Below are 25,504 nucleotides of genomic sequence, written 5' to 3'. Positions count from 1 at the left end.
AGCACTCGGCGTGCGGATAACGTCACCGGTGGAATCCACAGTGGACAACAGGAGTGTGGAGTGAACAGCACCGTCGCGGGCCTGTGCCGATTGTCGATCCGGGCGCCGGGGAAGAGCTTCGACCTGGCGGTCCCGGCCGACGTGCCGCTGGCCGACCTGTTGCCCACGATCGTCGGCTACGCCGGCGACGACCTCGATGAGGCCGGGCTCGACCACGGCGGCTGGGTCCTGCAGGATCTCGGCGACGCGCCCCTCGACGAGGAGGCGACGCCGGAAGTGCTCGGCCTGCGCGACGGGCAGGTGCTGTACCTGCGCTCGCGCCAGGACAGCCTGCCCGCGGTGCATTTCGACGACATCGTCGACGGGATCGGCACCGGGCTGCGGGATCGGCCGGGAGCATGGCATCCGGCCGCGACGAAGTGGCTGCTGCACGGCATGGCGCTCGTGGCCGCCGCGTTCGCGTGGGCCGGGATTCTCCTGTCAGGGCCCACATTGCCGCGTACGGCCGCGGCGATCGTCGTCGCGTTGCTGCTGCTCGCCGCCGCGGGTTCGGCGTCGCGCGCGGTCGGCGACGCGGTGGCCGGGACGTTGTACGGCGTCGCGGCGGTCCCCTTGTTCGCGCTCGCCGGGCTGCTCGTGCCCGGGCCGTCGGCCACCCCGGCCGCGCTGCTGCTCGCCTCCGCCACCGCCGCCGCGGGCGGGGTGGTGCTCGCGCTCGTCGCTTCCGGCACTCATCCGCAGGTTCACCTCGGCGTGCTCGTGGTGTGCGTGTTCGGGGTGCTGACCGCGGGAATCATGCTTGCCGCGGGCGAACTCGCCTCGGCGTTCGCCGTGACGGCGGTGCTGGCGGTGATCTTCGGCGCGTTCGTCCCCGGCCTCGCGTTCCGGCTGGCGGGACTGAAGATGCCGCCGCTGCCGACCAACGCCGATCAGCTGCAGGAGGGCATCGACCCGCTGCCGAGCAAGACGGTGCTCGACCGCGGCGCCGTCGCCGACCAGTACCTCGTCGCGTTGTTCCTGGCCACCGGTGCCGTGTGTGCCGCGGCGATCACCGGCCTGCTCACAGCTCCCGGCTGGGCGCCGGTGGTGACGGCCGGTGTCCTGAGCGTCCTGCTGCTCCTGCACGGCCGCGAGGTCGGCGGCATCCGGACCCGGCTCGCCGTGGTGCTGCCCGGGGCGTATGGGCTCGCGGCCTTGGCGATCACCCAGGCCGTGCACCTGGCGCTGCCCGGCAGGCTCCTGCTCGTCGTCGGCGTACTGCTCGCCGGGGCGGCGCTGATGGTGGCGGGCTGGACGGTACCGGGACGGCGCATGGTGCCGTACTGGGGCCGCATCGCCGACGTCGTCCACGTCCTGTTCGCGGTCGCGCTGCTTCCGTTGACGCTGCTGGTATTGGGCGTCTTCGGCTTTCTCCGCGCGATCAACGGCTGACACCCCGACTCGAGGAAGGCGCGGCCCGTGCGGTCCCGACGTGACCAGGTTCAGGCGCACATGTTCATCATGGGCAGGCTCAGCGCGGGCATGCTGCGTGCCGACCCCGACATCCCGGACACCCCGCAGCGGCGGACGACGCGCGGTTTCGCGATCGGCATCGCCGTCACCATCCTCCTCGGGCTCGGCACCGTCCTTTTCGGACTCATCAAGCCGGGCGGGGCGACGTCGTGGCAGCAGGCGGGGACGGTCGTGGTCGAGCGGGAGAGCGGCGCGCGGTGGATCTACCTCGGCGGCGTCCTGCATCCGGTGCTGAACCAGGCCTCCGCGAAGCTGCTCGCCGGTCCGTCGCTGTCGGTGCAGGAGGTTTCGGCGAACTCGCTGGCCGGGACGCCGCGCGGGGCGCCGGTCGGCATCCCCGGTGCGCCGGACGGGCTGCCGGCCGCGGCCGCGCTCAGCTCCGCGCCGTGGCTCTCCTGCGCCGCGCCGGGCGGGGACGGGCAGCCACGGAACTACACCCTGCTCGTCGGCGAGGCCGGCGGCCGCCCGCTCACTGCGGCGGACGGGCTGCTCGTGTCCGGTCCGGACGGCGCGGTGTTCCTGGTGTGGTCCGGGCAGAAGCTACGGCTGGACCCGGCCGCGGGCGGCCCCGCCGCACTCGGCTACGGCACCGCCGACCCGGTCAAGGTGCCCGCGGGTTTCCTCAACGCGCTGCCGTCCGGGCCGGATCTGGTCGCCCCCGCCGTTCCGGGCAGGGGAAACGCGGGGCCGGCTCTCGCGGGGCGGCCGAGCCGGGTCGGGCAGTTGTTCAAGGACACCGCCGGGCAGCCGTACCTGCTGCGTGAGGACGGCCTGGTGCCGCTCACCCCGGCGCTGTTCGCCCTGATCGGTGGCGCCCCGGAAACGCAGGGCGGCGCCTACGGCGGGCAGCCGGTCGACGTCCGGCCCATCGGTGCCGGTGATGTGACCGCACATGCGGCGCCGCCCGCGGCGAAGGCCGCTTTGACCCACAACGATGCCTTGCCTGACGCGCCACCGAGGCTGCAGCGCGACGATCACGACTTCGCGTTGTGCGCGGCCACGACGTCCGGGCAAAGCGTGTCCACGAGCACCCTGCTGGTGCCCAGAGCGGTGACCGACGCGGCGAAGCCGCCGATGGCTCAGCCGGGTGTCGCGCTGTCCTGCGCGGGGCCCGACCGGATCGCGATCGCGCCGGGCAGCGGCGTCCTCGTGCGCAGTGTGTCCACAGGGGACGGTGCGAGCGACGCCGTTTCGCTGGTGGCGGACAACGGTGTCGAATACCCCGTTCCGACCGCGGACGCGCTCAAGCAGCTCGGTTACGAAGGCGCAACCGCGGTCCGGATGCCCGCGCTGCTCGCCGGCCAGTTGCCCACCGGGGCCGCGCTGGATCCCGGCGCCGCGGGCAAACCGGCCGGCGGGCAGACGCCGGCATCGGCGAAGCGGTGCTGATTCTCCTTCGACGTCCCTGTTTTGGGGTGTGGAGGGAACTTCGCCCCGGTCGTAGGTTCGTCTCGGCGGTTCCCGGCACAAGCAAGGAGCGAAAGTGGTCCAGCAGAACATCAGCGTCCCGTATTCCGAACTGGCGAAAGGAATCCAGGAAATCCAGAACCACGCCAGCCAGATGAACCAGACCAGCATGTGGGTGAGCGACGTCCGCACCCACCTGCAGCAGATGCACCGCTCGGATTCGGCGCGGCTGTACCAGCAGAAGGTCGACCAGTGGAGCGAGGGCTACCAGAAGGTGAAGACCCAGTTCGACGACATCATCGGCAAGCTCCAGAACACGGTCAACAGCTTCCGGAACACCGACGGCCACAACCAGAACCTGACGGCGAGCTTCCAGACCACGCCGGAATACGGCTCTTCCTACGAGAACGCGCTGAGCTGACCCGAGGAGAAACTCGTGAACGACGAACAGTACATCGAGCCGACCAACGTCCAGGCGGTCGAGCACGACATGACGATGATCTCCAAGAAGATCGACGGTCAGATCCAGGATCTGGAACACCGGATCACCAAGCTGGTGCAGCAGACCGGCGGCCAGTGGAGCGTGGACTGGCAGGCCAAGCAGAAGCTCATCCACACCGCCCAGGCGCAGATGAACACCCAGTTCTCGCACGGTACCCGGATTCTCGGGGCCATGCGCGAGGCGATCCAGCGCACCGACCTCAGCAACGCCAATCAGTTCTAGTTCCGGGGTGACCACGCATGGTTGAGGAAAAGGGACACCACGGTGGCGACACGATCGCCTACTCGGACTCGGCGGTGGCGGACCAGAAGAAGCAGCTGACGGACTTCCGCGCCGAGTTGACGTCTCATCCGGCGATTCTCGCCCTGCAGCGTTTCGGCGTCGGGGGCGGCACCCCGGATTCGACCGTGATGGCCGGGTCGTCGGCCATGGGACAGCAGCTGACCACCCAGTTCGCCGCCTTCGCGAAGTCGGCGTCGGACCAGGTCAAGGATCTGGCCGACAAGACCGTGGTCGGCTGGATCGACGGGCTCGAGAACTGGGGCAAGAACTCCCAGGGCACCGAGCAGGAGAACCTCGGGACGGCCCAGCAGTACCAGACCGACTCGAATACCGGCGGCCACGCCTGAGCCGCGTACGAGCCGATTCCTCGCGGTTGACGGCCGCAAAGTCCTACTTTCCGGAGGGTATTTGCCATGGGTTGGGAGCAGGCGCTGGCCACTCTTGTCCCGAAGGACCAGAAGGTCGTCAACCGCGACGAATTCGCCGGGCCGAAATCGCCGCCGTGGATCGCAGCGGTCGGTGTCACCGACAACGGCGGCCACGGCGGCGGTGGCGTCGACCCGCAGAAGACCTGGGACGTCTATATCCCGTTCGACATCACCGGCTATGTCGGTTCGCTGTTGCAGACCCGTTCCGGCTACGTCTGGGTCAACCTCGACTGGGGCAAGCTCGACGGCACCGACGAGGCATGGACGAAGATCCTCCATATCGGCGAGGAGATCCTCGATCCGCTGGTACACCCGCCCGAGGGAAACACCGTGGTCAGCCGAGCGAGTTTCACCAACGCGGCACAGATGTTGCGCGATATCAACACGTTCCTCGATCAGTGGAGCCGGAAACTCTCGTCGCAGGCCAAGCAGGTCGAGTCCGGTGGGGACCTGCAGGGCCAGGCGGCCAAGACGTACCAGAGCCTGCTGGAGAACGCCGGGAAACGCCTCGGCGAATTCGGCGGACGGCTGGCCGATCCGCTGCTCATCGACGCGCTCGCCCAGAGCCGGGACACGCTCGGCAACGAGGTCGTCGGTCTCCTCAACCAGTTCATCGCCTGGCGGGGCACCCCGCTGCACGATCCGCGGGAGGCGGTGCACACGGCGCTGCTCGGCGCCGGGCTCAAGGCTGAGGTGGATTCGAGCGGAGGAAACAACAACTGGGCCAATGTGACCACCAAGTGGGGTGGCATCTGGGACGAGAGCTTCAAGACCGGACTGGACCGGGAAGCCAAGAACCTGTGGCTCAACAACTACGCGTGGGCGCTTGACCCCTTGGCCGACTTCCTGATGAAGGCGACCGAGAGCGCCTACGGCGTCACGGTGAACCGCATCTCGCCCGTCCAAATGGGGCAGATCGCTCCGACGTACAAGCCCCCGTCGTCCACAGGGGACGGTACGGGTTCCGGCTCCAACCAGAATCCCTTCACGGGAAACGACACCGGTACCGGCGGATCGGGTGGCCAGGGTACGGGAACGGGTGGCACCGGTGATCACGGCGGAAACGGTGACCTTCCACCCGGCACGGGCGGCACCGGGACCGGTGGAGAGCACGGCAAGAACGGCGACGGCACCAACGGCGACGGCAGCGACGGTAGCGACCTCGACACCGGGGACGGCGGCGAAACCGGAACCGGTGGTCACGGCTCCCAAGGTGACCAAAGTGGACAGAACGGGTCCACCGGGCACGGCACGAAAGACCAGACCCCGCCGCCGATCGGGCCGACCACCACCCAGTTCGGCCCCGGCGGCATCGGCAGTGGCTCCGGCGGTGGCAGGTTCGGCTCGAAGAACCCGGATCCGGACGGCGCGGGCACCAGCTCGATCATCGGCCCGGACGGCAATCCGGTCCGCTACTCCGACGGGGAGCCGGTCACCGTCCCGAACGGTTCGCACATCAACCCGGACGGCACCGTGGTCAAACCGGACGGATCGCCGGTGACGGACAAGAACGGGCAGCACCTCACGGTGCCGAAGGACTCGGTCATCCGGCCGAACCAGGCGGGCGGCGGATCGGTCTTCGACCCGACGACCGGCGGCACCAGCTCGGTGTTCACCCCGGACGGCCAGGTCGCGCGGGGCCCGGACGGCAACCCGATCACCGTGCCGGACGGTTCACACATCAACCCGGACGGCACGATCACGCGCCCGGACGGCTCGCGGGTCACCGGGTCCGACGGGAATCCGCTGCACGTCGACCCGCACGCGAAGCTCCAGCACAACACGGCGTTGCAGTGGCCGGACGGGTCGACCTACCACGACGGGAACAACCAGCGGCTGTATCTGCCGCCGGGGTCGGGCATCGGGCCGGGCGGGCAGATCGTGGACCCGAACCATCAGTCGATGTTCGGGCCGAACGGCGCGATGCACGTGCCGGACACGCCGTACACCAAGAACAAGCTGAACAGCATGGCCCCATTCCATTCGGACGCCCCGGGCAGCGCGAAACTGTCATCCGGCGAAATCGGGGACCCTGCGAAGCGCGGCACGACGAACTCTTCGGCGCTCGACGACGCGCTGGAGAAGCAGCAGAAGCTCAAGACCGAGACCGGCCCGCACACGCTGGGTGAATCGGGCAAGAACGGGCAACAGCAGTCGGCGATGCCGCCACCAGGCATGGGCGGAGGCGTCGGCGCCGACGGCAAGGAACGGCAGCGCACCACCTGGCTGGCCGAGGACGAGAGCACCTGGGGCACGGACAGCGGTGGTTTCACCGCGGCAATCGGACGTTGAATCGGACGCTGAGGAGAAATGATGCACACTCGCCTGCAGGATCAGCTCAACCAGGCCATCGCCGAACTGACCGAGCAGCAGAAGGCGATAGACGAGTGTCAGCGGCACCTGACCGGTCAGTCCACTTCGGTGCTTTCCAAGGATCGGATGCTCTCGGCCACTGTGGACGTGCAAGGTGGACTGTCCAAACTGGAGTTCCACGACACGCGTTATCGCTCCATGGCCCCGGCGGAACTCGCCGACGCCATCACCAAGGTGGTCGCCGAGGCGCGCCGGGAGATGCTCGGCCAGGTCACGTCGGCGTTGCGGCCACACCTGCAGGGGCTGGCCGACCTGAGCACATCGACGACCGGATCCCATGAATGGGACACCTTTCTCGAACCGCTGCGCAAGATGATGCCTGCGCCGATGTTCGGTGAGGACCGGCGATGAGCGAACCGATCTCCGTCCCCGCCGACCTGAAACAGAAGTTCTCGAACTTCGGCACGCTCTCGAACCTGGTGAGTGACCAACGCAAGGTACTCGACGACATCCACCGGATGAACCAGGACGCCGCCGGGCACGACGACGAAACCGCCACCAAGTACCAGGAGCAGACCAAGGAAGGCACCGAGAACGTGTCGGGCCTCGTCGAGGAGATCGCCGGATACCTCGGCCTGACCCAGGACAGCGGCCACCTCGCGGCGGACATGTTCGCCGAAGCCGAGGCCGGAAACCAGGACCTGGGCACGACCTGGATGCCGACGGGCACCAGCGTGGGGAGGCCCGGCCACTCGGGTTGACCGGGAACCGGGGGAGGAAAGGGAGCGCGCGGCCGTGTCGTTGATGATCAACGAGCAGGGCATCACCCTGTTCAAGGTGCTGACCGGCACGGAGTGGCCGACGGCGGACGAGGACAAGCTGCGCGAGGTCGCCGCGCTCTACCGCCAGGCGGGAGAGAACTTCCCGCGGATCTCCGAGCAGATCCGGAAGCTCACCGACGCCATCGGCAGCGACTTCAACGGTCAGGCCGGCGCGGCGTTCGCCGATCGCATGCGGCAGCTGATCACCAAGAACGACAAGGGAGTCGTGCCGCTCGAGGCCGCGGAGAAGGCGGTCAAGGCGTACGGTGAATACGCCGAGAAGATCGCGACACAGGTCGAGTACATGAAGTACTCCGCGATCATCCAGCTGGTCCTCATCCCCGCCCAGATCGCGGCCGCGTACGCGATGGCGCCCGTCACCGCCGGGCTGTCCCTGCTGCTCATCCCGACCATCAAGGCGGTCGGCAGCATGATCCTGCGGTTCCTGCTGAACCTGCTGCTCGAAACGATCGTCTCGGTCGCGATGGCGGTGCTCGCCGCGGTGCTGGCGGATGTGATCGCCCAGGAGATCCAGATCGGGCAGGGCCACCGCAACAAGTTCGACTTCGAGAGCCTGGAGAACGCCGTCAAATCGGGCGCGCTGTCCGGGTCGCTCGGCGGTGTCGCGTCCATGGGCGCCAAGGCACTCGGTGACACCCTGGCCAAGCTCGTCACCAAGGACTTCGGCAAGTTCCTCACCGAGAGCATCAAGAATGTCTTCCCGGATTCGCTGAAGGACTTCGGGGAGCAGTTCGCCAAGACACTGACGAAGTACAAGACCAACATCACCCAGAGTTTCGGCGACGAATGGTCTCGCAACCTGCCCAAGAGTGAGGCGAAGTCACTCGCGAACGACCTGACGAAGGTGTTCGACAAGAGCTTCGAGAACACCCTCACCAGTGCCGAGAAGAAGGCGCTGGGCAAGGCCTGGTCGGACACCTTCACGTCGAACGTCGGCCACGTCGGCAAGGCCGGATTGCAGCAGGAACTCAAGACCGCGCTGCAGCACTTCGAGGGCAAGATCGGCTCGGACACCTTCAAGGCGCTGACGCACGACGTACCCGAGGTGATCTACAAGGAGACCTCGGAGCATCTGAAGGGGTCGGTGCCGTACCAGATCCTCAAACCGGTCGCGGGCGCGCCGGTCTACGGCGCCCAGGGCTACCTCGGCGAAGGCCTGAACAACCTGGCCTTCAGCGATGAGCACCAGTTCAAGGCGAACTGGTGGAGCTTCACCGGGGGCGCGGTAAGCGGTGCCGCCGGTGACCTGATGGACAAGTTCATGGGCGAGCCCCTCGCGGACAAGCTCAAGGACGTCGTCGAGAACCTCAAGACGCCGGACATGCCTGACGTACCGAAGGACCCACCAGGCGACACCTCGACGTTCGGCGGCGTCGCCTCGCACGGCTTGGACGACGTACCTCACGGCCGTGACGGGAACGACTTCGATCCGTCCGTTCTGGACCATTTCGAACCGGTGGAGACCGACTTCCCGAGTGGACACGAAAACGTGGCGGGCGAGGGCGGAAACCACCCGGGGAACGAATCCTCCACTCAGGACAAACCGGTCGTCCAGGTCCCGACGTCGGTGAACGCCCCGGCCACCGGTAGTGGCCACAGCACCGGTCCCGGCGCTCCGCGTTCCCCAGAACCTCCGTCGACCACCACGCCGGCCTCCGGACGGCCTCCGGCGGGTGATTCCGGGACGCGGCCGGAGAACCACGGCACCGGCACCGGCGCGCCCACACCGGTGCCGACCAGTTCGGATCATGCGGGCCCCGAGCACCGGCACACCGGCGAAGAGCAGGAGCTTCACCAGCTGAAGAATCTGGAAGACCAGCTCAGCGCCGCGCCACCGGCACCACACACCCCGGTGACCGAGTACGTCGCGCACGTCGAGGATGCCCCCGTGGTGCCCCATGCACTGCCGGATCAGGTTCGGCTGGACCGGCTCCACAACGGTGAGCACGGCACCATGACGCCCGAGGAGAACCGGCAGTGGGCGGACAGGATTGCCGAGGCCGGGAAACACGGACCCCAGCACGTGCTCGACGTCATGACACAGCGGGACGAGCGGTACGCCGAACTCGCCAATGAACACCAGGAACACGAGGCGAACGAACACGCCGAATTCACCGAGGACTTCACAGCGAGGTACGAGAATCTGAAGAACACTCCGCTGGAATTGTCCGAAGAGGACTCGAACGCCCTCGATCTGCTCGCCCAGCTGCCGGACCCGCCGACGCTTCCCGCAGACGACGAGCTCGCCGAGCGGTACCGGAAGGTGTTCGGCGATGGTCCGGGCGACATGTCCTCGCCGCAGAAGGCCTACGAGCACGCGGAGAAGCAAGCGCAGCGCTCGGCCAGGGAGTACGAGCGCAAGCTCGGGATGACCGACGTCGAGAGCGCGAAGTGGCAGAAACAGAAGGAAGCGGCCACCAAGCTCGGCGACGCGACGGAACACCTCAAGCTGCTGGACGACTACGCGAAACGGCTGGAAGAGTTGCGTGCCGCCAAGGACGCGGCGGAGATGTCCGAACTGCAGCACCGGCTCGACGACCTCAAGTCCGTCACCTTCGCCCCCGACGCCGTTCCGACCGAGACAAGCAGCGATCTTCAGCACGGGACACACGTCCTGGACCTGCTGAAGGACAGCGAAAAGGTCAAAGCACCACCCGATCTGCCGCATGCGGACGAGCCACTGCCCAAGCCGCCGTCCCGCAAACCGGGCGGGGGACGTGGGCCGTCCGACGACGATCTCCAAGCGCGGCTGAACCGGCTCAAGTCCGTCACGCCCACGTCGTCTGACGATCACGAGATCGGCACGGAGGCGAAGCCGGGCGGCGTCGACGATCTGCCGCCAGTGCCAGGGCATACCCCCGACAGCAAAGTGGACGAGGAACAATCATCCGTCCACAACGGACAGCAGCCGCCGGACGAGCCGAAGACGCACGAAACCCGCCCAGCGCCGCTCGAACAGATGGTGCAGCGTCCGCCGCTGGAAGAGGACCGGGAGGCAGGGCCGGGAGGTTCCGTCCCGAAGCCGGACGATCTGGACGACCTGTTCGGCAAGACCGACGAGCACGTCTCGACCGAATCGGTCACCTCGAAGAAGACTGTGCTGGACGATTTGAGCTGGCAGCACGCCCCCGCCGACCGGACCGCGGACTGGTTCGCTCCGCGTGATCCGGCCCCGCCGGAGCTGTGGGAACACCTGCGGGAGAGCACGCCGCCGCGCACGGTGACCACCGAGTCGACCGATGTCGCGAGCAGCAGCCGGATCAAGATCGGCGAGAACGGCCGCCCGCACATCGTGCTCGACTCCATCGCCGGGATGATCGGCTACGACCACCGCCGATACACCCTCGCCGACGGCCGTGCCGTCCAGGAGTTCACCGTCCGCGTGCATCTCGACCCCGCGGCGGGGGTCACTGCGGCTCACCTGGCAGGCACGAAACAGAAGGTGCTCGACGGCGTCGGCCGCTTGTACAACCGCGGCTACCGGTTGCCGAGCGGGGATCAGTTCCACGTGCATGTCGAGTTCACCGATCAGCCCGGTGCGGCGCATGCGCGTGTCCGGCTGCGTCATCGGGGAACCACCGATCAGGCACATTGGTCGGTGGGGGACAGCGGCACCGTGCTGGCGCACGAGATCGGTCACTATCTCGGGCTGCCCGACGAGTACGTCGACCCCTCTCAGGTCCTCCAGGGCTCCCGGGTGCACACCGATACCTCACTGATGGGGACCGCCGCCCTCGGTGACCATGCCAAGTTGCTTCCCCGGCACCTGTGGCTGGTCGAGCACGTCGCCAACGCCGCGCTGCCGGTGCATCCCGGACCGTCGCAGGAAGTGTCGGGCAGCCGGGAAGTTCCACAAAGGACGTTCGAGCCGCCCCAGCGTGCGATACTCAAACTACACGGCCTGGACATGGTCGCGGTCGAGGCGGACGGCCCAGAAACGAGCTTCGCCGCCGCGGTGACCAAGACACTGGACCCCGCCTCGTCCGCCCCGGGCCCGGACTTGGCCGGCAAGTCGCTGAAAGAGATCGCCGAGGCCGCGGGCGCGCGTGTCCACGTGCTGGAAGCGGACGGCACCTTCACCGCATACGGCCGGGTCGCCGGGGTTCCAGTGCACGTCGTGCGGGTCGGCGACCGCTACCATGCGACGAAGGAGATAGTCCACATCGGACGCCCTGGCATCTCGTACCCCGGCCCGGCGAAGATGGCAGTCGAGCATGGCAGCCCCACGGTGCACCGCGGGGAGTTCGAGGTGGAGACCATCGCGGGCAAGCACTACGTGCGGATGTACACCGCGGTCGTGCATCCGGAGCTGTTCTCGGGGGACCAGGTCCGGCCGAAGACGGAGCACAAGGACATCCAGCAGGATCCGAAGACCGGCCGGATCAAGGTGTCACCAGGCCGCAATTCGAGGCTGTGGGTGGGTGCGGGACGTCCGCTACGGGCGTTGCAGTGGCTCACCGTGTACCAGCGCGATGAGGGTGGTAAACGGCTGAAGGGTGAATCGTCCGCGGTGGTCACCCCGGTGCTGCGGTCGTTCCTGATTCCGTACAAGAAGACCTATCAGGCGATCACCGATGGGGCTGTGGTCGAAGGCGTCGGGGCGTCGGCCGCTGCGGGCAAGACGTTCAATGTGGACCAAGCGGCTGATCCCAACCAATTCGGCGTCGGAGGCGTCGATCTGGACAAGCTGATCGAGCGGGCGGTACGCGGGTCGCTCATCAGCTACACGGCCACCGGCACCGAGTTCCCGAAGGGCGGTACGTCGGGCCGGGAGCTGCCGATGTCCACATTGCACGAGCGTCTTGGACTGAGCCGGGACTTCCGGTCCGACGTGTTCGGTGAGGACTACGACCCGTGGTTCAAGGGCAGGGACGAGAAGGGAAAGCTGAAGTTCAGCAACGATCCACAGCGGTTGCGCGAGATCGCCGTCGAGTTGCGCGAGCATGTCGTCACGTGGGAGCAGATGAAGCAGGCGGTGGGGGAGCGCCGTCCTAACGCGCGTATCGAGCCGGACGCGGACTCGTTCCCCGGCCAGGAAACCGAGATTCCGCAGACGACGGTGCGTGGATTCGAGGAGCGGGTCAGGCGGCTCAACCAGTTCCTCAACAAGGTCGGCCCCGGTGCCGCGATGGTCGGGAAGGTCAGCGACAAGGTCCTCTTGACCGCGCCGGATGTCCTCCGCGAGTATCTCGCCGATACCGCACCGCCCGATGTGGACGGTGCGGCCTTCCACGAAGTGCTGGGCAAGAAGGTCTTGCCCGACGTTGTGAAGGCGGTGACCAAGGACGTGGACACCGCGATCCGGATCCTGAACAACGGCACGACAGTCAAGGACGAGACCACGCTCGAACGGTTGATCAAGAACGGCGTCAAGGTGAAGTCGGGTGCTGTCCGCACCTTCGACGTACACGTTGTCGATAAACTGACCGACACCTTCGTGAAGAAGGTACGGGCACACCCCGCCTTGGCGCTGTTCGACGACGCCAGCCGCGAGGCCGTCGCGGAGGCGGTCAAGGGAGGCTTTCGGGAGGCGCTGACCGCCGAGTTCGGAAAGCTCCGTGACTTCGCGGATTTCGAGGGCGGCAGCGGGAAGAAGGCCGGGTGGCTCAGCGGTGACCGGCTCGTCCGGTTCGGTGACCAGGTGCGCGAACAACTGGCGCTGCCCGAGGTATCCGGGCTGCATATCGTCGGCGATCGGTTCGCGGACATGGTCAAGGGTCGGGTGCTCGGCTCGGTCGTTACTCACGCGCTGGACGCGTTCACCGGGCGGGACCTCACGCGGGCGGCATCCGGGCAGCTGAAGACCGTCATCAAGGACGAGGTGCTGCCCAAGCTGGCCGCCGACATCGCCGACGCGTTGCGGACCAGCCCCGAGCTGGCGTTGGCGGATAAGGGTTTCCGGGACCTGATGGCGAGGGCTGTCGCCGACGAGGCACGGGCGAGGTCCGAACAGGCGCTGGACGGGTTCGTGTTCGACCCGGTCGACGCCACCGAGGTCGAACAGCTGATGGACAAGGCGCCGGAGATCGCCACGCAGGCCGAGATCGGCTTCCTGATCGCGGCCGACTCCAAGCGGATCGCCATCGACTTCAACACGCGCCTGCAGGTCGAGGGCAACGCTCCGTTTCCGAACGAGTTCGCCGAGTGGAACGCGAAGCGGGATGACGTCGCCAAGGAGCAACGCGCGGCCGGTCGAGATCTCGACCGGCTGATCAACGGCGGGAACCGCGATCCACACGCCATCGTGGACAAGCTGATCGAGTACTTTCCCGAGCTGGGCAGGAAGTTCGACGAGGTCGCCACCAAGCAGCAGCTGCTGCCGGAGCGTACCGAAAAGGGCACCTACACCTTCTACGAGCATGCGCAGATGGTGCTCGGGCAGTACTTCGAGCTCACCGCGCACGAGGACCCCGAGCAGCGTCTGGTGCCCGCGGACGCGCTGGCCAAGGCGATCCTGTTCCACGACATCGAGAAGGTCAACGCCAAGAACCAGTTCGGGAACGGGCAAGGGCAGCACGATCGTGAGCCCGAGCACAAGCTGGCCGTCCAGCTCATGGATCGTTACCGCCACCTGTGGGGCGGCGACGCGGAGTTCCGCGTGGTCCGGGCGATGGTCGACTCGGATCCGTTCGGGTTCTACCTGCGGGGCAAGATCGACGCCGACGAAGTGTTCCGGTTCGTCCACGACCTCGCCGCCACGCTCAGCCCGGCACCGGACGCGGCTCGCAGGCTGTTCGAGGAGTTCCACCAGTACTATCAGGCCGATTTCTCGTCCTATACCGTCCACAGTGGATATGTCGATCGTGACGGGGTCCGGCACGAGGGACCGAACTCCTTCACGACCAAGTTCGCCCGTGACGATGACGGAATCGTGTTCACCGCCGATCACAGGCATTTCGCGTACGCCGAATCCGCCTTGACGGACAAGATCCGCGCCCTCGCCGGAATGTTCGCCACCGGCCGGAAAATCGTCGAGCACCGCGAACGCATCCGGATCGCCGACGAACGGGCACGGAACGAACTACTCGGCCGAGAATCGACGGACCATGAAGACCGCTCCGCGTTCAGGCGTGCCCCGGTGCGGGATGACGGTGGCGCGGATGACGAACAACACGTCGAGCTGACAGCGGCGCGCGAGCGCTGGCGGGCGGAACTCGACGCGGCGAAGGCGGAGTGGCAGGAGAAACTCGACGCGGCGGACCGGGCGTGGCGTCAGGTCACCGACCGAGGTGGTCCGGATCTGCGGACCCTGTACGAGGATGCCGATCGCGTGCGGCGCCGTCAGGTCGAGGGGGCACACCAGGAGTACGAGGCTCGCGCGAAGAAGGCCGACGAGGTATGGAAGCACGAGCTGGACACGCTCGTCGAGCCGGACGAATCGGCGGGCGAGCCCGGACCGGTACCGGCCACGGCGGAAGTCCGTCTGCTCGTGACGGCGAACCTCGCGACAGCCGAGGCGGTCGACGGCGAACAGCTGCGAGCCTCCTTGGGTACCGCCATGGCGGAGGCGGGGATCGACGAGCGTACGGCGACAGCGCTACTGGCGTCCTTCTCGGACCTTGAACTCAAGGAGAATTTCACGGCTTTCGCCAACGAGGGCGTCACCAAGTCCTTTGGCAGCGGCAAGGACGCCGTCGAAGTGACCGTCCAATTGGGCATTTCCGGTGAGGCGAAATCCGCGAAGAGCGGGGAAAGCTCGGAGAAGCACAAGATCGCAAACGTCGAAGGCGACTACGGCAAGAGTGCGACCGAGACCGCTTCAGTGGCACCGCGGGACAAGGGCGTCTCGATGTCGTTGTCGGCCGGCACGGGCACCGCGACACCGGTGCGGACCGCCGAGTTGTCCCATACCAGCAAGGCAGGTGTGTCGACGACGTGGAAGTCGGCGAACACCATGGAGGCCTCGCTGAAGTCGGCCGTGGAGCTGACGTCGGTCACCACGACGACCCGGCACACGCTGGCCTATGGGTACACACTGCACACGTTCCGGCACACGATGGCCGACGGCGGGGTCGTGGAAGACGGTGTGACGGTGACCGCGCCGGCCGTGACCGCGCAGGCCGTGACCGCGCCCCCGGTCGCGGCCGCCGGGGCGGCACACCTGCCAGCGGTCACCAGCCTGCGTTCCGCGTATCTCCGTGGCGACCGAGACCTGCTCAAGGCGGTCATCGACGGGATGCCGGAGAAGTCGTTGGTGCGTAACGCGGTTACCGTGCTGGGATCGGCCGCGCGCGACACACTGATCCAGCAGCTGAGCGGTAAGGGGCTGTCGGCACGCGGCCCGGACGTGCTCGCCGGCCACGCGATCACCAAGACGCTGACCTTCGAACACCGCGGTAGGACGCGCACGGCCACACTGGAGTTCCGGGCCGGTGCCCGGAATCCGGTTCCACTGGCGCACGGGGAAGGGGCGGCGGCGCAGACCTCGGGCAGCAAGAACGAACACGCCGGGACACAGAAGTCCAAACAGACACTCGACGTGAAATGGGGTGGTGGCGTTTCGGCGTCGTGGCCCGGGATCGACGGCACCTACACACTTGGCTCGCGCAAGGACTTCACCCTGTCGCTCTCCGGCAGTGGTGTCGGGAGCGATGAGCTGACGATGGTGCACACCTCGGGCACAAAGGTGCAGCACGAGGCGATCACCAAGGGAAAGCTCACCGCCTACCGGGCGGATCTCGAATACACGGTCCGGCTCACCGTGGACGACGGGCCGACTGAGACCATTGTGGATGGTCATCCGGTCGAGCACGGGGCGACGGTCTGGATGACCAAGGAGGACGCGGTCGCACAGGGCTGGAGCACCGAACAGTCCACACCGGACATCGTGGAGGCCGACCTGGCGGACGGCGCCCTCGCCACCTCCGCACTGCCCATCTCGCCGATGTCGGTGCTGGGGGCGGGTACGGTGTCCTTCCCCGCCACCGCGCTCGCCGGCCGGATCCAGAACCTGCTTTCCGGGACGACGCTGCCGCATCGGAGCCGTCAGCTCTATCAGCCCTCGCACGTCATGGTGAACCAGGAACTGGTCAAGACCGAGGTAACCCCGCAGTACCTCGCCGCGCACGCCGCGGACTTGGCGGGCAACGGCCTTTCCCTGTTGCTGCCCGCCGAAACCCACGCACGCACCTCGACCGGTACCGAGTACGTGCGGGTCGTCATCCGCGCGAAACCGGTGGCTCCGCCGGAGCATGTCCCCGCGACGACCACCGAGCTGAAGACGACGACGCAGGCGGTCACCAGTGGTGAGCACACCTCGGTGATGAAGGGCAACGGGACGGCGGGCGGTGGGCTCGGCGCGGCTCTCCCCACCTTTCCGTGGCTCACCGCGCGCACGGCCCAGTTCTCGGTGAACGGCACCCGCAAGTTCGGTGACACCGAGGTCACCACGACGACGTCCGCCGGGTACGAGCACGAGAAGTCCTGGCAGACGGCCACTGTGCACGGTTACCGGCAGCGGATGCGCTACGACATCGACGTGTACGGCGAGAACGGCAAGGCACTCCACGATTCGCTGACCGTGGACGCGAAGTTCGAAGCAGCCGGTGGCAACCGGCTGCTGGGCGCGACACCTGGCCAGGAACCGCTGGGCGAAGCGAAGCTCGTCGACAGCGGAACCCCGGTGCTGCCCTCGGGGTGGAAGCGGGCGTCGCTTCCCGACGACTACGCGGTGCACAGCATCGAACTTCCACCTGGCCTTGCCGGGTGGCTCGCCAAGGCCGTCACGGGAAAGGACGCGGGGCTGGGGGTGGTAGCCGACCATCTCGTGCACACGTTCGTCAGCCCGAGTACGCTCGCCGCCCACCTCGACAAGGTGGCCACCGGCACCTACCAGACGTCGGTGCACCGGTACGGGCAGGGTGAGCTCTTCACCGGCTATCGTGATCAGCTCGGCACCGGTTCGGTGCGGATGGCGTTCGGCAACGCCAAGGTGATCGACCACGCCGAGAGCCTTGAACTCACCGTGTCCGGCAAGGCCAAGAGCGGCCACGGACATGCCACCGTGGACCGGAGTGTGTGGGACGTCTCGGGCGATCTGCGGACGAATCTCCGGGTCAACAACGAGGCTTCGGTGGTGCCGCAAGGCACCTACACCTGGACCAGCGAGAAGACGCATGGCACCGGGGTGAAGTTCGAGCAGGAGGCGAGCCGTGGCCGGACCTACACCGGCCCGGCCTACCTCGTTTCCCTCGACGCGAGCACTGTGCTCACCGGGCGGAACACCCAGCACACCAACGTGGTTCTCGGCGATCACTTCGGCAAGCAGGCCGAGCGGCACTACGGGATCGACACCCCGGACACGATCCGGTTGTGGATACCCGACGATCAACTCCACCAGCTCGGCGAGGTCCAGTGGCAGATCGCGCCGAGCCACGAGAGCCCTTCGCCACCCTCTTCGTCGCAGGACTTCGTCGCGGTGACACACCCCGGCCTCGGGCATGTCGCCGTGCGGCAGGCAGTGACCACGGACCTGCTCCCCGCGATCCTCAAAGAACTGTCCACAGTGGCTTCACCGGTGTTGCCGGAACCGGCTCGCCAAGGGTTTCTCGCGCAACTGCGGGGCTTGGCGAAGTCGATGCGTTACTGGCTCTTCGAGCCGGGAGCCGCATCGCTCGGCGCCTCGCTGCCCCCGCATCTCGCCGCGCAGCTTTCGCCGTCCGGGCTTTCGGCCCTGTATGGGGATCTGCTCGGTCACGGTGTGCGGTTCGCCTACCACTACGACGGCCCGTTCGGCCGCACCGACATCGCGGTGCGGCTCAAGGCCAAGCAGGGGCCGGGGAAAGTCGCCGGGACCTCGGAACAGTGGAAGCTCAAGGACAAGTACAAGGCAGCGGCCGAACACGCCGGGACGATCACCGCGATGACGACGAACGCACTTGAGGGCAACATGGTGTGGAGCGCCTTCCCGAACGGACAGGTCCAGGCGAATCCGGGCTGGGCGGGCAGCGCCGACGGCAACGTCAAGGCCGAGCAGGCGGCGACCTTCACCGGCAAGGACGAGTCCGAGCACACGATGAACCATGACGGGAAGACCGTCTCGTTCGTCCACGACCTCGAACTCTCTCTCGAGGTCGAGAAGACCGCGAGCTGGAGCAGAGCGCCGAAGACGATTTCGCTGGGCACGATCGACTGGCTGTTCCCACCTGCCTCGACCACCACCAGGGTCTCGCTCGCTCCGATCCGCGACGCCGTTCGCACGACCGTTCCGGAGACGGACGCCTTGCCGGTGCCAGGCGCGTTCGCGGCGGTGAGGACGGGCAACGTGGTGGGTCTGCCGGCCGGTGTGCGGCCGATGTTGCGGACCGACGAGCTCCATGCGGCGCTTGGGGAGGTGCTGGACGGGGTGCTGCCCGGCGAGTCGTCCGGCAGGCCTCCACCGAAGCTGCCGATCGACGCGGGGGGCAGCAGGCAGGTCGTGGAGCGCGCGACCGGGGCCAGCCTGTTGTCCGGCCACGCACCGACCTTGTTCGGTGCCAAGGGGTATCGCATCGGCGGTCTCGACCTCGACCGCGCGTTCGCCGGGTTGCTCAACCACGGTCCGCTGACAGCGATCACCTTGCACGCCGAACTGCTCGACCCGCGGGTGACCCACTACGCGGCGAGCGGTACGTCGACCACGGGCAAGTCCGTCCACAGTGAACTGGTGGAGAGCACGTACACCACGACGTCGGCGGCGGGGTCCGGGGCCAAGGCCAGCGGGAGCGGCCAGCTGTGGAGTGCCGCGGCTGGCAGTACGTCGGTGCCGGGGGAGACCGGCCGCGCGGCGTTCGAACTGACGGTGAAGGGGCCTGCCGCCGAACACAAGGCGGCCGAACCACTCAAGGCCGGCGGCAAGACGGAGGAGACCGAGCACAAGTCGAGTGGCGTGACGTACCTGGTGACCGCGGACGTCCGCTGGCGGGTCACGCCGGAGTATCGCGGCAAGACCGTGCCCGAGCAGTGGACGATCCCGCGTGCGGCCCTCGGCTGGAACGCCGCGGTGTTCCGGACGGACGAGGCGGGACTGCGGGTTCTCGGACTCACCCCGCCGCCGGATCGCTCTGCCGAGTCCGGGGACATCTTCCACGACGCGGCGGACGAGTTCGATACACCACAAGAAGAGTTCCATGACGCGGTGGAGCAGCAGCCCGGAGACGTCGATCGTGACCGCCGCGAAGCCTGGCGGGAGCAGGAAGAGCGGTGGGCGGGATGGCGGGACCGGGGTAAACAGTCCACTGTGGATGAAGTGGCGGCGCGCCGGATCGCCACGGCCGCCGGGTTGCGCTGCGATCCGTCCTCGGCGGCACACCGGCGTGACTTGGCCGTGCTTGCCGGGATCCACCGTGCCGAAGGGGAGCAGGCAGCAGCGGAGTATGCCCGTGGCCTGTGGCAATACAGCGGCCGGTACGCGGCAGGACCCGCGCGGGAGAGCGTCGAGGACATGTTCGACCGCGTCCTTTCCGGCTCCTGAGGACAACCGGTGTCCCCAAAACCGGGACTGGCCTGCGGCGGCCGGTCGTCGAAAGGATGAGCCCGTGAACCGGTGTCGGCGGCACCGGAGGGCAGGATCCGGCGCAGGATGGGAAAACGACGGTGACTTCTGACGGGGCGGCCGTGCCGCGGTCTGCGGGGCGGCTGGAAGAGCGAATGACGGGCAGCGGGACCGCGTACCTGATCTCGGCACAGCAGCAGGAAGCCGAGGCGGATGGCGCCGAGTCCACTGTGGCTTCGGCGAGTCCGGCGGTCTCGGCGCTCACCGACCCCGTCGCGGACGCGGGAGCTTCGGCTCATGCTGTGTCCATAGCGGACAGTGCGGCTGCCGCGGGCAGTATGGCTGCCGCCGAGGTCGCGGTGGAGGCCGAAACCGCTGCTGTCGCGGATACCGAAGCCCGGCAGGTCGACGAGTCGGTCGAATCGGCGAACCGGGTGCCGCGGCCGATCCTCGCCGGCGCGGGCGTCGTCGGGCTCGTGTTGCTGGCGGCTCCGCTCCTGGTGATGGCGCTGGTGAACCATGCGGACCCCACCCCGGCGCCCGTCCTCGATCCGGCCGCTTTCCAGGACAAGGCGGGTCCGCACGGCGGTCTGGTGCCCGGCGCGCAGCCGGACACCGGCGCCGCCGGGGGACTGCCGAACCCGGTCGCGCTCGCGCCGCCGGGCGCCCCGGCCGGCCAGCAGGCAGCACCGGGCGGTCTGCCTGCCGGTCAGGCTCCACCAGCAGCTCCCGGCGGGCCCCCTGCCGCCCCCCAAGCGCCCGCCGGGAGCCCTCCGGCCGCACAGTCGGCGCAGCCGTTCGTCATGGTGGCGGGCCCCGGCTGTTCGGCCGGATCGTTCGGCAAGCCCGGGTACTACACCAAGGGCGAGGAAGGCTGGCTCAGCAGCGGCAGTGGCGGCTACGGGGGTGACGGCTGCAACGGCGGCTTCTACTCCGTGCCGATGTCGGGGGACAACCACGACGGCGACAACTCGGCCGTCTGGAACTTCACCACCGGCCCGGTTTCGCAGGGCAGCTGCCAGGTGCTGGTGTACGTCCCCACTGGCGACGCGACCCGCGTCGGCGGCAATCCGTCCTACTACACCGTGTCCAGTGGAGGCTCCTTCCAGATCAACCAGACCCAGCAGCAGGGCCGCTGGGTCGACGCCGGACGCTTCCCCGTGAGCGGCGGCAAGGTCTCGGTCCAGCTGCACTCCCGTGGCGTGGACTGGAAGAACAGTGGCGGCCTCGCCCACCACGCCGCCGCCCAGATGAAGGTCGCCTGCACCTGATCACGCGAGTTACGTCTCTGATCACGCGAGTTGCGTGCCCGGTCACGTGAGTAGCGTGCTTGGTCACGCGAGGCGCCGCGTCACGCCCGGCGGTCTAACGCGACTGGACGGAGATCTCGCGTGATTGAACGGCGGTCTCGCGTGATTGAACGGAGATCTAGCGTGATTGGAGGCGTAACTCGTCAGGTTCGGAGTGCGGTGAGGTGGTCCGCGATCCGGGGCGCTTCGTTCGTCGCCACGATCGCCGCGACGTAGTTGTCGGGGCGGATCAGGACGAGCGTGTCGCCGGTGATGCCGTAGGCGCGTGCGGCGTGTCCGTCCTTATCGGACAGTCCGGGAGCGCCGGCGTCGATCGCGACCGGGCGGACCAGGTTCCCGTGCGGGGTGGCGAGGCCGGGCAGCGCGGCCGCTGCTCGCTCGCCGAAGCCGAGCAGGGTGAAGTGCGGTCCGGCGAAGGTCTCGAACAGCCGGACCACCGCGCCGGTTTCGACGTCCGCACAAGGTGCGTCCGGCGCGCGGTCACCTGGCTGAAGTGGACTGTCGCTTGTGGACGGTCGAAGCGACAGCGGGCTCCAGCGGTACCCGACGCCGAGGGTGCTGGTCTCCTCGGTCACCACGACATCGAGGCCGCCGCCCGGCTTCCTGATCTCGGCCAGCGCCATGCGAAGCCGTTCCGAGGTGACCTCCAGTGTCCACGCCGCGATCGGCAGCCGCTCGGCCTCGTAGCTGTCCAGCAGCGCGTCCCCCGCCTCGCCCGCCGCGACGAGCGCGAGCTTCCAGCCCAGGTTGTACGCGTCCTGGATGCCGGTGTTCATGCCCATTCCGCCCGCGATCGGATGCACGTGGGCCGCGTCGCCCGCGAGCAGCACCCGCCCGGCGCGGTAGCGCTCGGCCATGCGCACGTTGACCCGGTAGGTCGAGAGCAGTTCGGCCTTGATCAGCCATTCCCCGGGCAGGCGGGCGTGCCGGGCGAACAACCGCCGGAAGCTTTCCAGCGACGGGCCGAGCGGTGCGCCGTCGGGGCCGCGTTCCGGCGCGGCCTGGAACCACCACGTCCGCTCGGTGCCGGGGACCGGGCACAGCAGCACTCCGCCGTCGGTGTCGAGCCACTGGTGCCAGAACCCGCGATCGATGCCCGTCACCTCCACGTCGCCGAGCACCATCCGCTGTTCCTCGGCGGTTTCGCCGACCAGCGGGATGCCGAGGAGCTTGCGGACCGTGCTGTGCCCGCCGTCGCAGCCGATCAGGTAAGCGGCCTCGAACCGGGTCCCGTCCGCGAGCGTGCCGCGCACACCGGTTTCGTCCTGGGTGAAGCTGGTCAGTTCGGCACCCAGTTCGACGTGGGCGCCGTACTCGGCGAGCTTTTCCCGAAGGATCTCCTCGACCCGGTACTGCGCGATGAGCCAGCCTCGTTCGTAGGGCCGGTCGGGCGTCGGGGTGGCGCCCGCCCACGGATCAGTTGCCGAGATCAGCTTGCCGTCCCGGTACTTCCGCATGACCGGCGCCGAACTTCCCGCCGCGAAGATCCGCTTCAGGACGCCGAGGTCCTCGAAGATCTCCAAGCTCCGCTGGTTCGGCCCCTTGGCTCGTGAGCTGCGCGGGAATTCCGGGGACTTCTCGAGGACGCGGACGGGCGTACCGCGCCGGGCCAGTTCGCACGCCAGTGTCAGGCCGGTCGGGCCCGCGCCTGCGATCACCACGGTGTTCATCTGTCTCCTCTCGGTCGGTGCCCAGTAAAACGTAACCGAGTATCAAGTGCAACCGAGTTAAATTAATGACCGAGTGTTAAGCTGGTGTACGTGAGTGAGCCGGTCGGCCTACGGGCCAGGAAGCGGGAGCGCACGCGCAGGGCGATCTCCGAGGCCGCGATCGCGATGTTCCTGGCGGACGGGTTCGACGCGGTGTCGGTGGCCGACGTCGCGGCGGCCGCCGAGGTGTCCAAGCCGACGCTGTTCCGCTACTTCCCGACCAAGGAGGACCTCGTCCTCGACCGCTTCGCCGATCACCGAGGCGAGGCCGCCCGCGTCGTCCGCGGCCGTGAACCCGACGAGAAGCCCCTCGCCGCGCTGAAACGCCACATCCGCAAGGCACTCGACAAGCGCGACCCGGTCACGGGGTTGTGCGACGACCCCGGAGTCCTCGCCTTCAACCGGCTCGTGTTCGGCACGCCCAGCCTGGCCGCGCGGCTGGCGCAGCTCCGCACGTACGACACCGACGAACTGGCCGAGGCCTTCCGGGAGGCGACCGGCGAGGAGAACACCTTCATCTGCAGGCTGGTCGCCGTCCAGGTCGTCGCCGTGACCCACGAACTCGCCCACCGCAACTGGGCGAAGCTCGCGGGCGGGCGTAGCGCCGACGACGTCCACCAGGAGGCCGTCGTGGCGCTGACCAGGGCGTTCGCCCTGCTCGGCAAGGGCGCCGAAAAATTCGGCTACTGATTTCCCCGTGCGTGTAGAGCGGGCGCGGCGTGCCCCGTCCTCTTCGTGAAAGCGTCAAGATGGGCGCACGAAACGATGAGGAGCCGGACATGCCGAAGTACATGCTGCTGCAGAACTACGAAGGCGGCGCGGGCTGCGACGTCCCGATGACCGAGTGGACGCCCGAGGACATCAAGGCCCACATCGAGTTCCAGCACGTGCTGAACCGGGAACTGGTCGCCAACGGCGAGTTCGTCGAGGCGCAGGGGCTGGCCGGGCCGGAGCTGGCCAAGAAGGTGACCTTCGACGGCGTGACCGCGCCGGTCGTGACCGACGGCCCGTTCCCCGAGGTCAAGGAACTGCTTGCCGGGTACCGCGTGGTGGACGTCGAATCGGAGGCCCGCGCGATCGAGATCGCGGCGAAGATCTCGGCGGCGCCGGGGCCCGCGGGGGCGCCGATCCAGCAGCCCATCGAACTCCGCCAGATCATGGACGCCCCGCCGATCCAGCCGTGAACACCGAACCCCGCGTCGAGGACCTGCTGCGCGAACTGGCGCCGCAGGTCCTCGGCGTGCTCGTGCGGCGGTACGGCGATTTCCCGGCCGCCGAGGACGCCGTGCAGGAGGCGCTGCTCGCCGCCGCGTTGCACTGGCCTTCCGACGGGACGCCGGACAATCCGCGCGGCTGGCTGATCCAGGCCGCGGTCCGCAAACTGACCGACCAGTACCGCAGTGAACAGGCCAGGCGGCGCCGGGAGGACGTCGCCGCGTTGCGGGAACTGCCCGCGGTGGACGTCCCCGATCGCGACGACACGCTCATCCTGCTGTTCCTGTGCTGTCATCCCGCGCTGACCCCGGCGTCGGCGGTGGCGCTGACGCTGCGGGCCGTCGGCGGCCTGACCACCGCCGAGATCGCGAACGCCTTCCTGGTGCCGGAGGCGACGATGGCCCAGCGCATCACCCGGGCCAAGCAGAAGATCAAGTCCTCCGGCGAGCCGTTCCGGATGCCGTCCGGCGCCGAGCGCGAGCGGCGGCTCCGGTCGGTCCTGCACGTGCTGTACCTGATCTTCAACGAGGGTTACGCCAGCAGCGTCGGCAGCGACCTGCAGCGCACCGAACTCGCGGTGGAGGCCATCCGGCTGACCCGGCTGGCGTACCGGATGCTGCCCGAGGACGGCGAGGTCGCGGGCCTGCTCGCGCTGATGCTGCTCACCGACGCCCGCCGCGCGGCCCGCGCGGGTGCCGGTGGTGAGCTGATCCCGCTGGCGGACCAGGATCGCGGGCTGTGGGACCGCGAGCAGATCCGGGAGGGCGTCGCGCTGAGCACCGCGGCCCTCGCGCGGGGCCTGCTGGGGGAGTACCGCCTGCAGGCCGCGATCGCCGCCGTGCACGACATCGCCCTGCGCGTCGAGGACACCGACTGGGCGCAGATCCTCGCGCTGTACGGGATGCTCGAACGGCTGACGGACAATCCGATGGTCTCGCTCAACCGCGCAGTCGCGGCGGCCATGGTGCACGGCCCGCGGGCTGGTCTGGACCTGCTCGACGCCGTCGCCGGCCGCCTCGCCGGGCATTACCGCCTCGACGCCGTCCGCGCGCATCTCCTCGAACTGGCAGGCGACCCCGCGTCCGCCGAAAAGCACTACCGCGCCGCGGCGGCCCGCACCACGAACCTGCCGGAACAGCAGTACCTGACCACCCAGGCCGCCCGCCTCCACACCCGCGCCTGACCGTCCATAAAGGACCATTAGGCGGCTCTTCGCGCGCGAGCCCCGGCTTCGCGTGGCCTCACTGCCTGATCTCCGGCATCGCCCGGTGCCGTGAACGCTCCGTTGCCGACGATGAGCGTCCCGAACGGAGCGTTCGCGGCACCCGAGACCGCCGCGCGAATCCTCAGCCGGCACGACAACCCCGCGAACACCACCCACCCCACCGGCCACGCACCCCAGACTCACCGAATGCCGTGAAGGCCTCCTTACCCGCGCGCCAATACCTGGAGGTGGCCGTGACCGCGGACCACGGGGGGGGTGCGCGCCGCGGCCCGGCGTGGGGGGGGGCC

At 68.3% G+C, this 25,504-nt stretch carries 14 protein-coding genes; 13 read left to right on the top strand and 1 reads right to left on the bottom strand.

The annotated features are described in order from the left end of the window. Positions 1-60: 60 nt before the first annotated feature. The 10 genes from eccD to ACFWX1_RS16905 all read left to right on the top strand — a co-directional run bounded on the left by eccD (position 61) and on the right by ACFWX1_RS16905 (position 21,029). Positions 61-1,431 (top strand): type VII secretion integral membrane protein EccD, encoded by a 1,371-nt coding sequence (eccD, locus tag ACFWX1_RS16950; protein WP_378388211.1) that lies wholly within the window; start codon positions 61-63, stop codon positions 1,429-1,431. 27 nt (positions 1,432-1,458) lie between these two features. Continuing rightward, a complete protein-coding gene (gene eccB, locus ACFWX1_RS16945) occupies positions 1,459-2,901 on the top strand; it encodes a type VII secretion protein EccB (RefSeq protein WP_378388210.1) in 1,443 nt (480 codons plus the stop codon). Between the two features lie 94 nt (positions 2,902-2,995). Next, a complete protein-coding gene (locus ACFWX1_RS16940; RefSeq protein WP_378388208.1) occupies positions 2,996-3,340 on the top strand; it encodes a WXG100 family type VII secretion target in 345 nt (114 codons plus the stop codon). Positions 3,341-3,355: 15 nt separating this feature from the next. Then, complete coding sequence (locus ACFWX1_RS16935) at positions 3,356-3,643, top strand: hypothetical protein (RefSeq protein WP_378388206.1); 288 nt, start codon at positions 3,356-3,358, stop codon at positions 3,641-3,643. A gap of 17 nt (positions 3,644-3,660) precedes the next feature. Beyond that, positions 3,661-4,050, top strand: coding sequence for a hypothetical protein (locus ACFWX1_RS16930; protein WP_378388205.1), 390 nt, complete (start codon positions 3,661-3,663; stop codon positions 4,048-4,050). Positions 4,051-4,116: 66 nt separating this feature from the next. Beyond that, positions 4,117-6,423 carry a hypothetical protein gene (locus ACFWX1_RS16925; RefSeq protein ID WP_378388203.1) on the top strand — a complete coding sequence of 769 codons (2,307 nt, stop codon included), beginning with the start codon at positions 4,117-4,119 and terminating at the stop codon, positions 6,421-6,423. A gap of 18 nt (positions 6,424-6,441) precedes the next feature. Then, positions 6,442-6,855 (top strand): YbaB/EbfC family nucleoid-associated protein, encoded by a 414-nt coding sequence (locus ACFWX1_RS16920; RefSeq protein ID WP_378388201.1) that lies wholly within the window; start codon positions 6,442-6,444, stop codon positions 6,853-6,855. Then, positions 6,852-7,205 (top strand): hypothetical protein, encoded by a 354-nt coding sequence (locus tag ACFWX1_RS16915; RefSeq protein ID WP_378328596.1) that lies wholly within the window; start codon positions 6,852-6,854, stop codon positions 7,203-7,205. Before ACFWX1_RS16920 ends, ACFWX1_RS16915 begins: the two co-directional genes overlap by 4 nt. A 34-nt stretch (positions 7,206-7,239) precedes the next feature. Further along, a complete protein-coding gene (locus tag ACFWX1_RS16910; protein WP_378388199.1) occupies positions 7,240-19,737 on the top strand; it encodes a hypothetical protein in 12,498 nt (4,165 codons plus the stop codon). Positions 19,738-19,913: 176 nt separating this feature from the next. Continuing rightward, positions 19,914-21,029 carry a hypothetical protein gene (locus ACFWX1_RS16905; protein ID WP_378388197.1) on the top strand — a complete coding sequence of 372 codons (1,116 nt, stop codon included), beginning with the start codon at positions 19,914-19,916 and terminating at the stop codon, positions 21,027-21,029. Positions 21,030-21,211: 182 nt separating this feature from the next. Here ACFWX1_RS16905 and ACFWX1_RS16900 read toward each other — a convergent pair whose 3' ends face one another. Beyond that, on the bottom strand, positions 21,212-22,738 hold the full coding sequence (locus tag ACFWX1_RS16900; RefSeq protein WP_378388196.1) for an FAD-dependent monooxygenase: 1,527 nt from the start codon (positions 22,736-22,738) through the stop codon (positions 21,212-21,214). A 90-nt stretch (positions 22,739-22,828) separates the two neighbouring features. On the opposite strand from ACFWX1_RS16900, the gene ACFWX1_RS16895 reads away from it, so the two are divergent. The 3 genes from ACFWX1_RS16895 to ACFWX1_RS16885 all read left to right on the top strand — a co-directional run bounded on the left by ACFWX1_RS16895 (position 22,829) and on the right by ACFWX1_RS16885 (position 25,175). After that, on the top strand, positions 22,829-23,467 hold the full coding sequence (locus tag ACFWX1_RS16895; protein ID WP_378388194.1) for a TetR/AcrR family transcriptional regulator: 639 nt from the start codon (positions 22,829-22,831) through the stop codon (positions 23,465-23,467). A gap of 89 nt (positions 23,468-23,556) precedes the next feature. Next, positions 23,557-23,961, top strand: coding sequence for a YciI family protein (locus tag ACFWX1_RS16890; protein ID WP_378388192.1), 405 nt, complete (start codon positions 23,557-23,559; stop codon positions 23,959-23,961). Next, on the top strand, positions 23,958-25,175 hold the full coding sequence (locus ACFWX1_RS16885) for an RNA polymerase sigma factor (RefSeq protein ID WP_378388191.1): 1,218 nt from the start codon (positions 23,958-23,960) through the stop codon (positions 25,173-25,175). The genes ACFWX1_RS16890 and ACFWX1_RS16885 overlap by 4 nt, the downstream gene beginning before the upstream one ends. Positions 25,176-25,504 lie beyond the last annotated feature (329 nt).

It is taken from the genome of Amycolatopsis sp. NPDC059021, from assembly GCF_042739895.1.
Taxonomy (GTDB): domain Bacteria; phylum Actinomycetota; class Actinomycetes; order Mycobacteriales; family Pseudonocardiaceae; genus Amycolatopsis.
This window is presented reverse-complemented; position numbering and strand designations above follow the sequence as displayed.

Coding starts and splice junctions, on each gene's coding strand:
- ACFWX1_RS16930 (WP_378388205.1), top strand. CDS start 3,661: ATGGTTGAGGAAAAGGGACACCACGGTGGCGACACGATCGCCTACTCG.
- ACFWX1_RS16925 (WP_378388203.1), top strand. CDS start 4,117: ATGGGTTGGGAGCAGGCGCTGGCCACTCTTGTCCCGAAGGACCAGAAG.
- ACFWX1_RS16920 (WP_378388201.1), top strand. CDS start 6,442: ATGATGCACACTCGCCTGCAGGATCAGCTCAACCAGGCCATCGCCGAA.
- ACFWX1_RS16915 (WP_378328596.1), top strand. CDS start 6,852: ATGAGCGAACCGATCTCCGTCCCCGCCGACCTGAAACAGAAGTTCTCG.
- ACFWX1_RS16905 (WP_378388197.1), top strand. CDS start 19,914: ATGACGGGCAGCGGGACCGCGTACCTGATCTCGGCACAGCAGCAGGAA.
- ACFWX1_RS16900 (WP_378388196.1), bottom strand. CDS start 22,738: ATGAACACCGTGGTGATCGCAGGCGCGGGCCCGACCGGCCTGACACTG.
- ACFWX1_RS16890 (WP_378388192.1), top strand. CDS start 23,557: ATGCCGAAGTACATGCTGCTGCAGAACTACGAAGGCGGCGCGGGCTGC.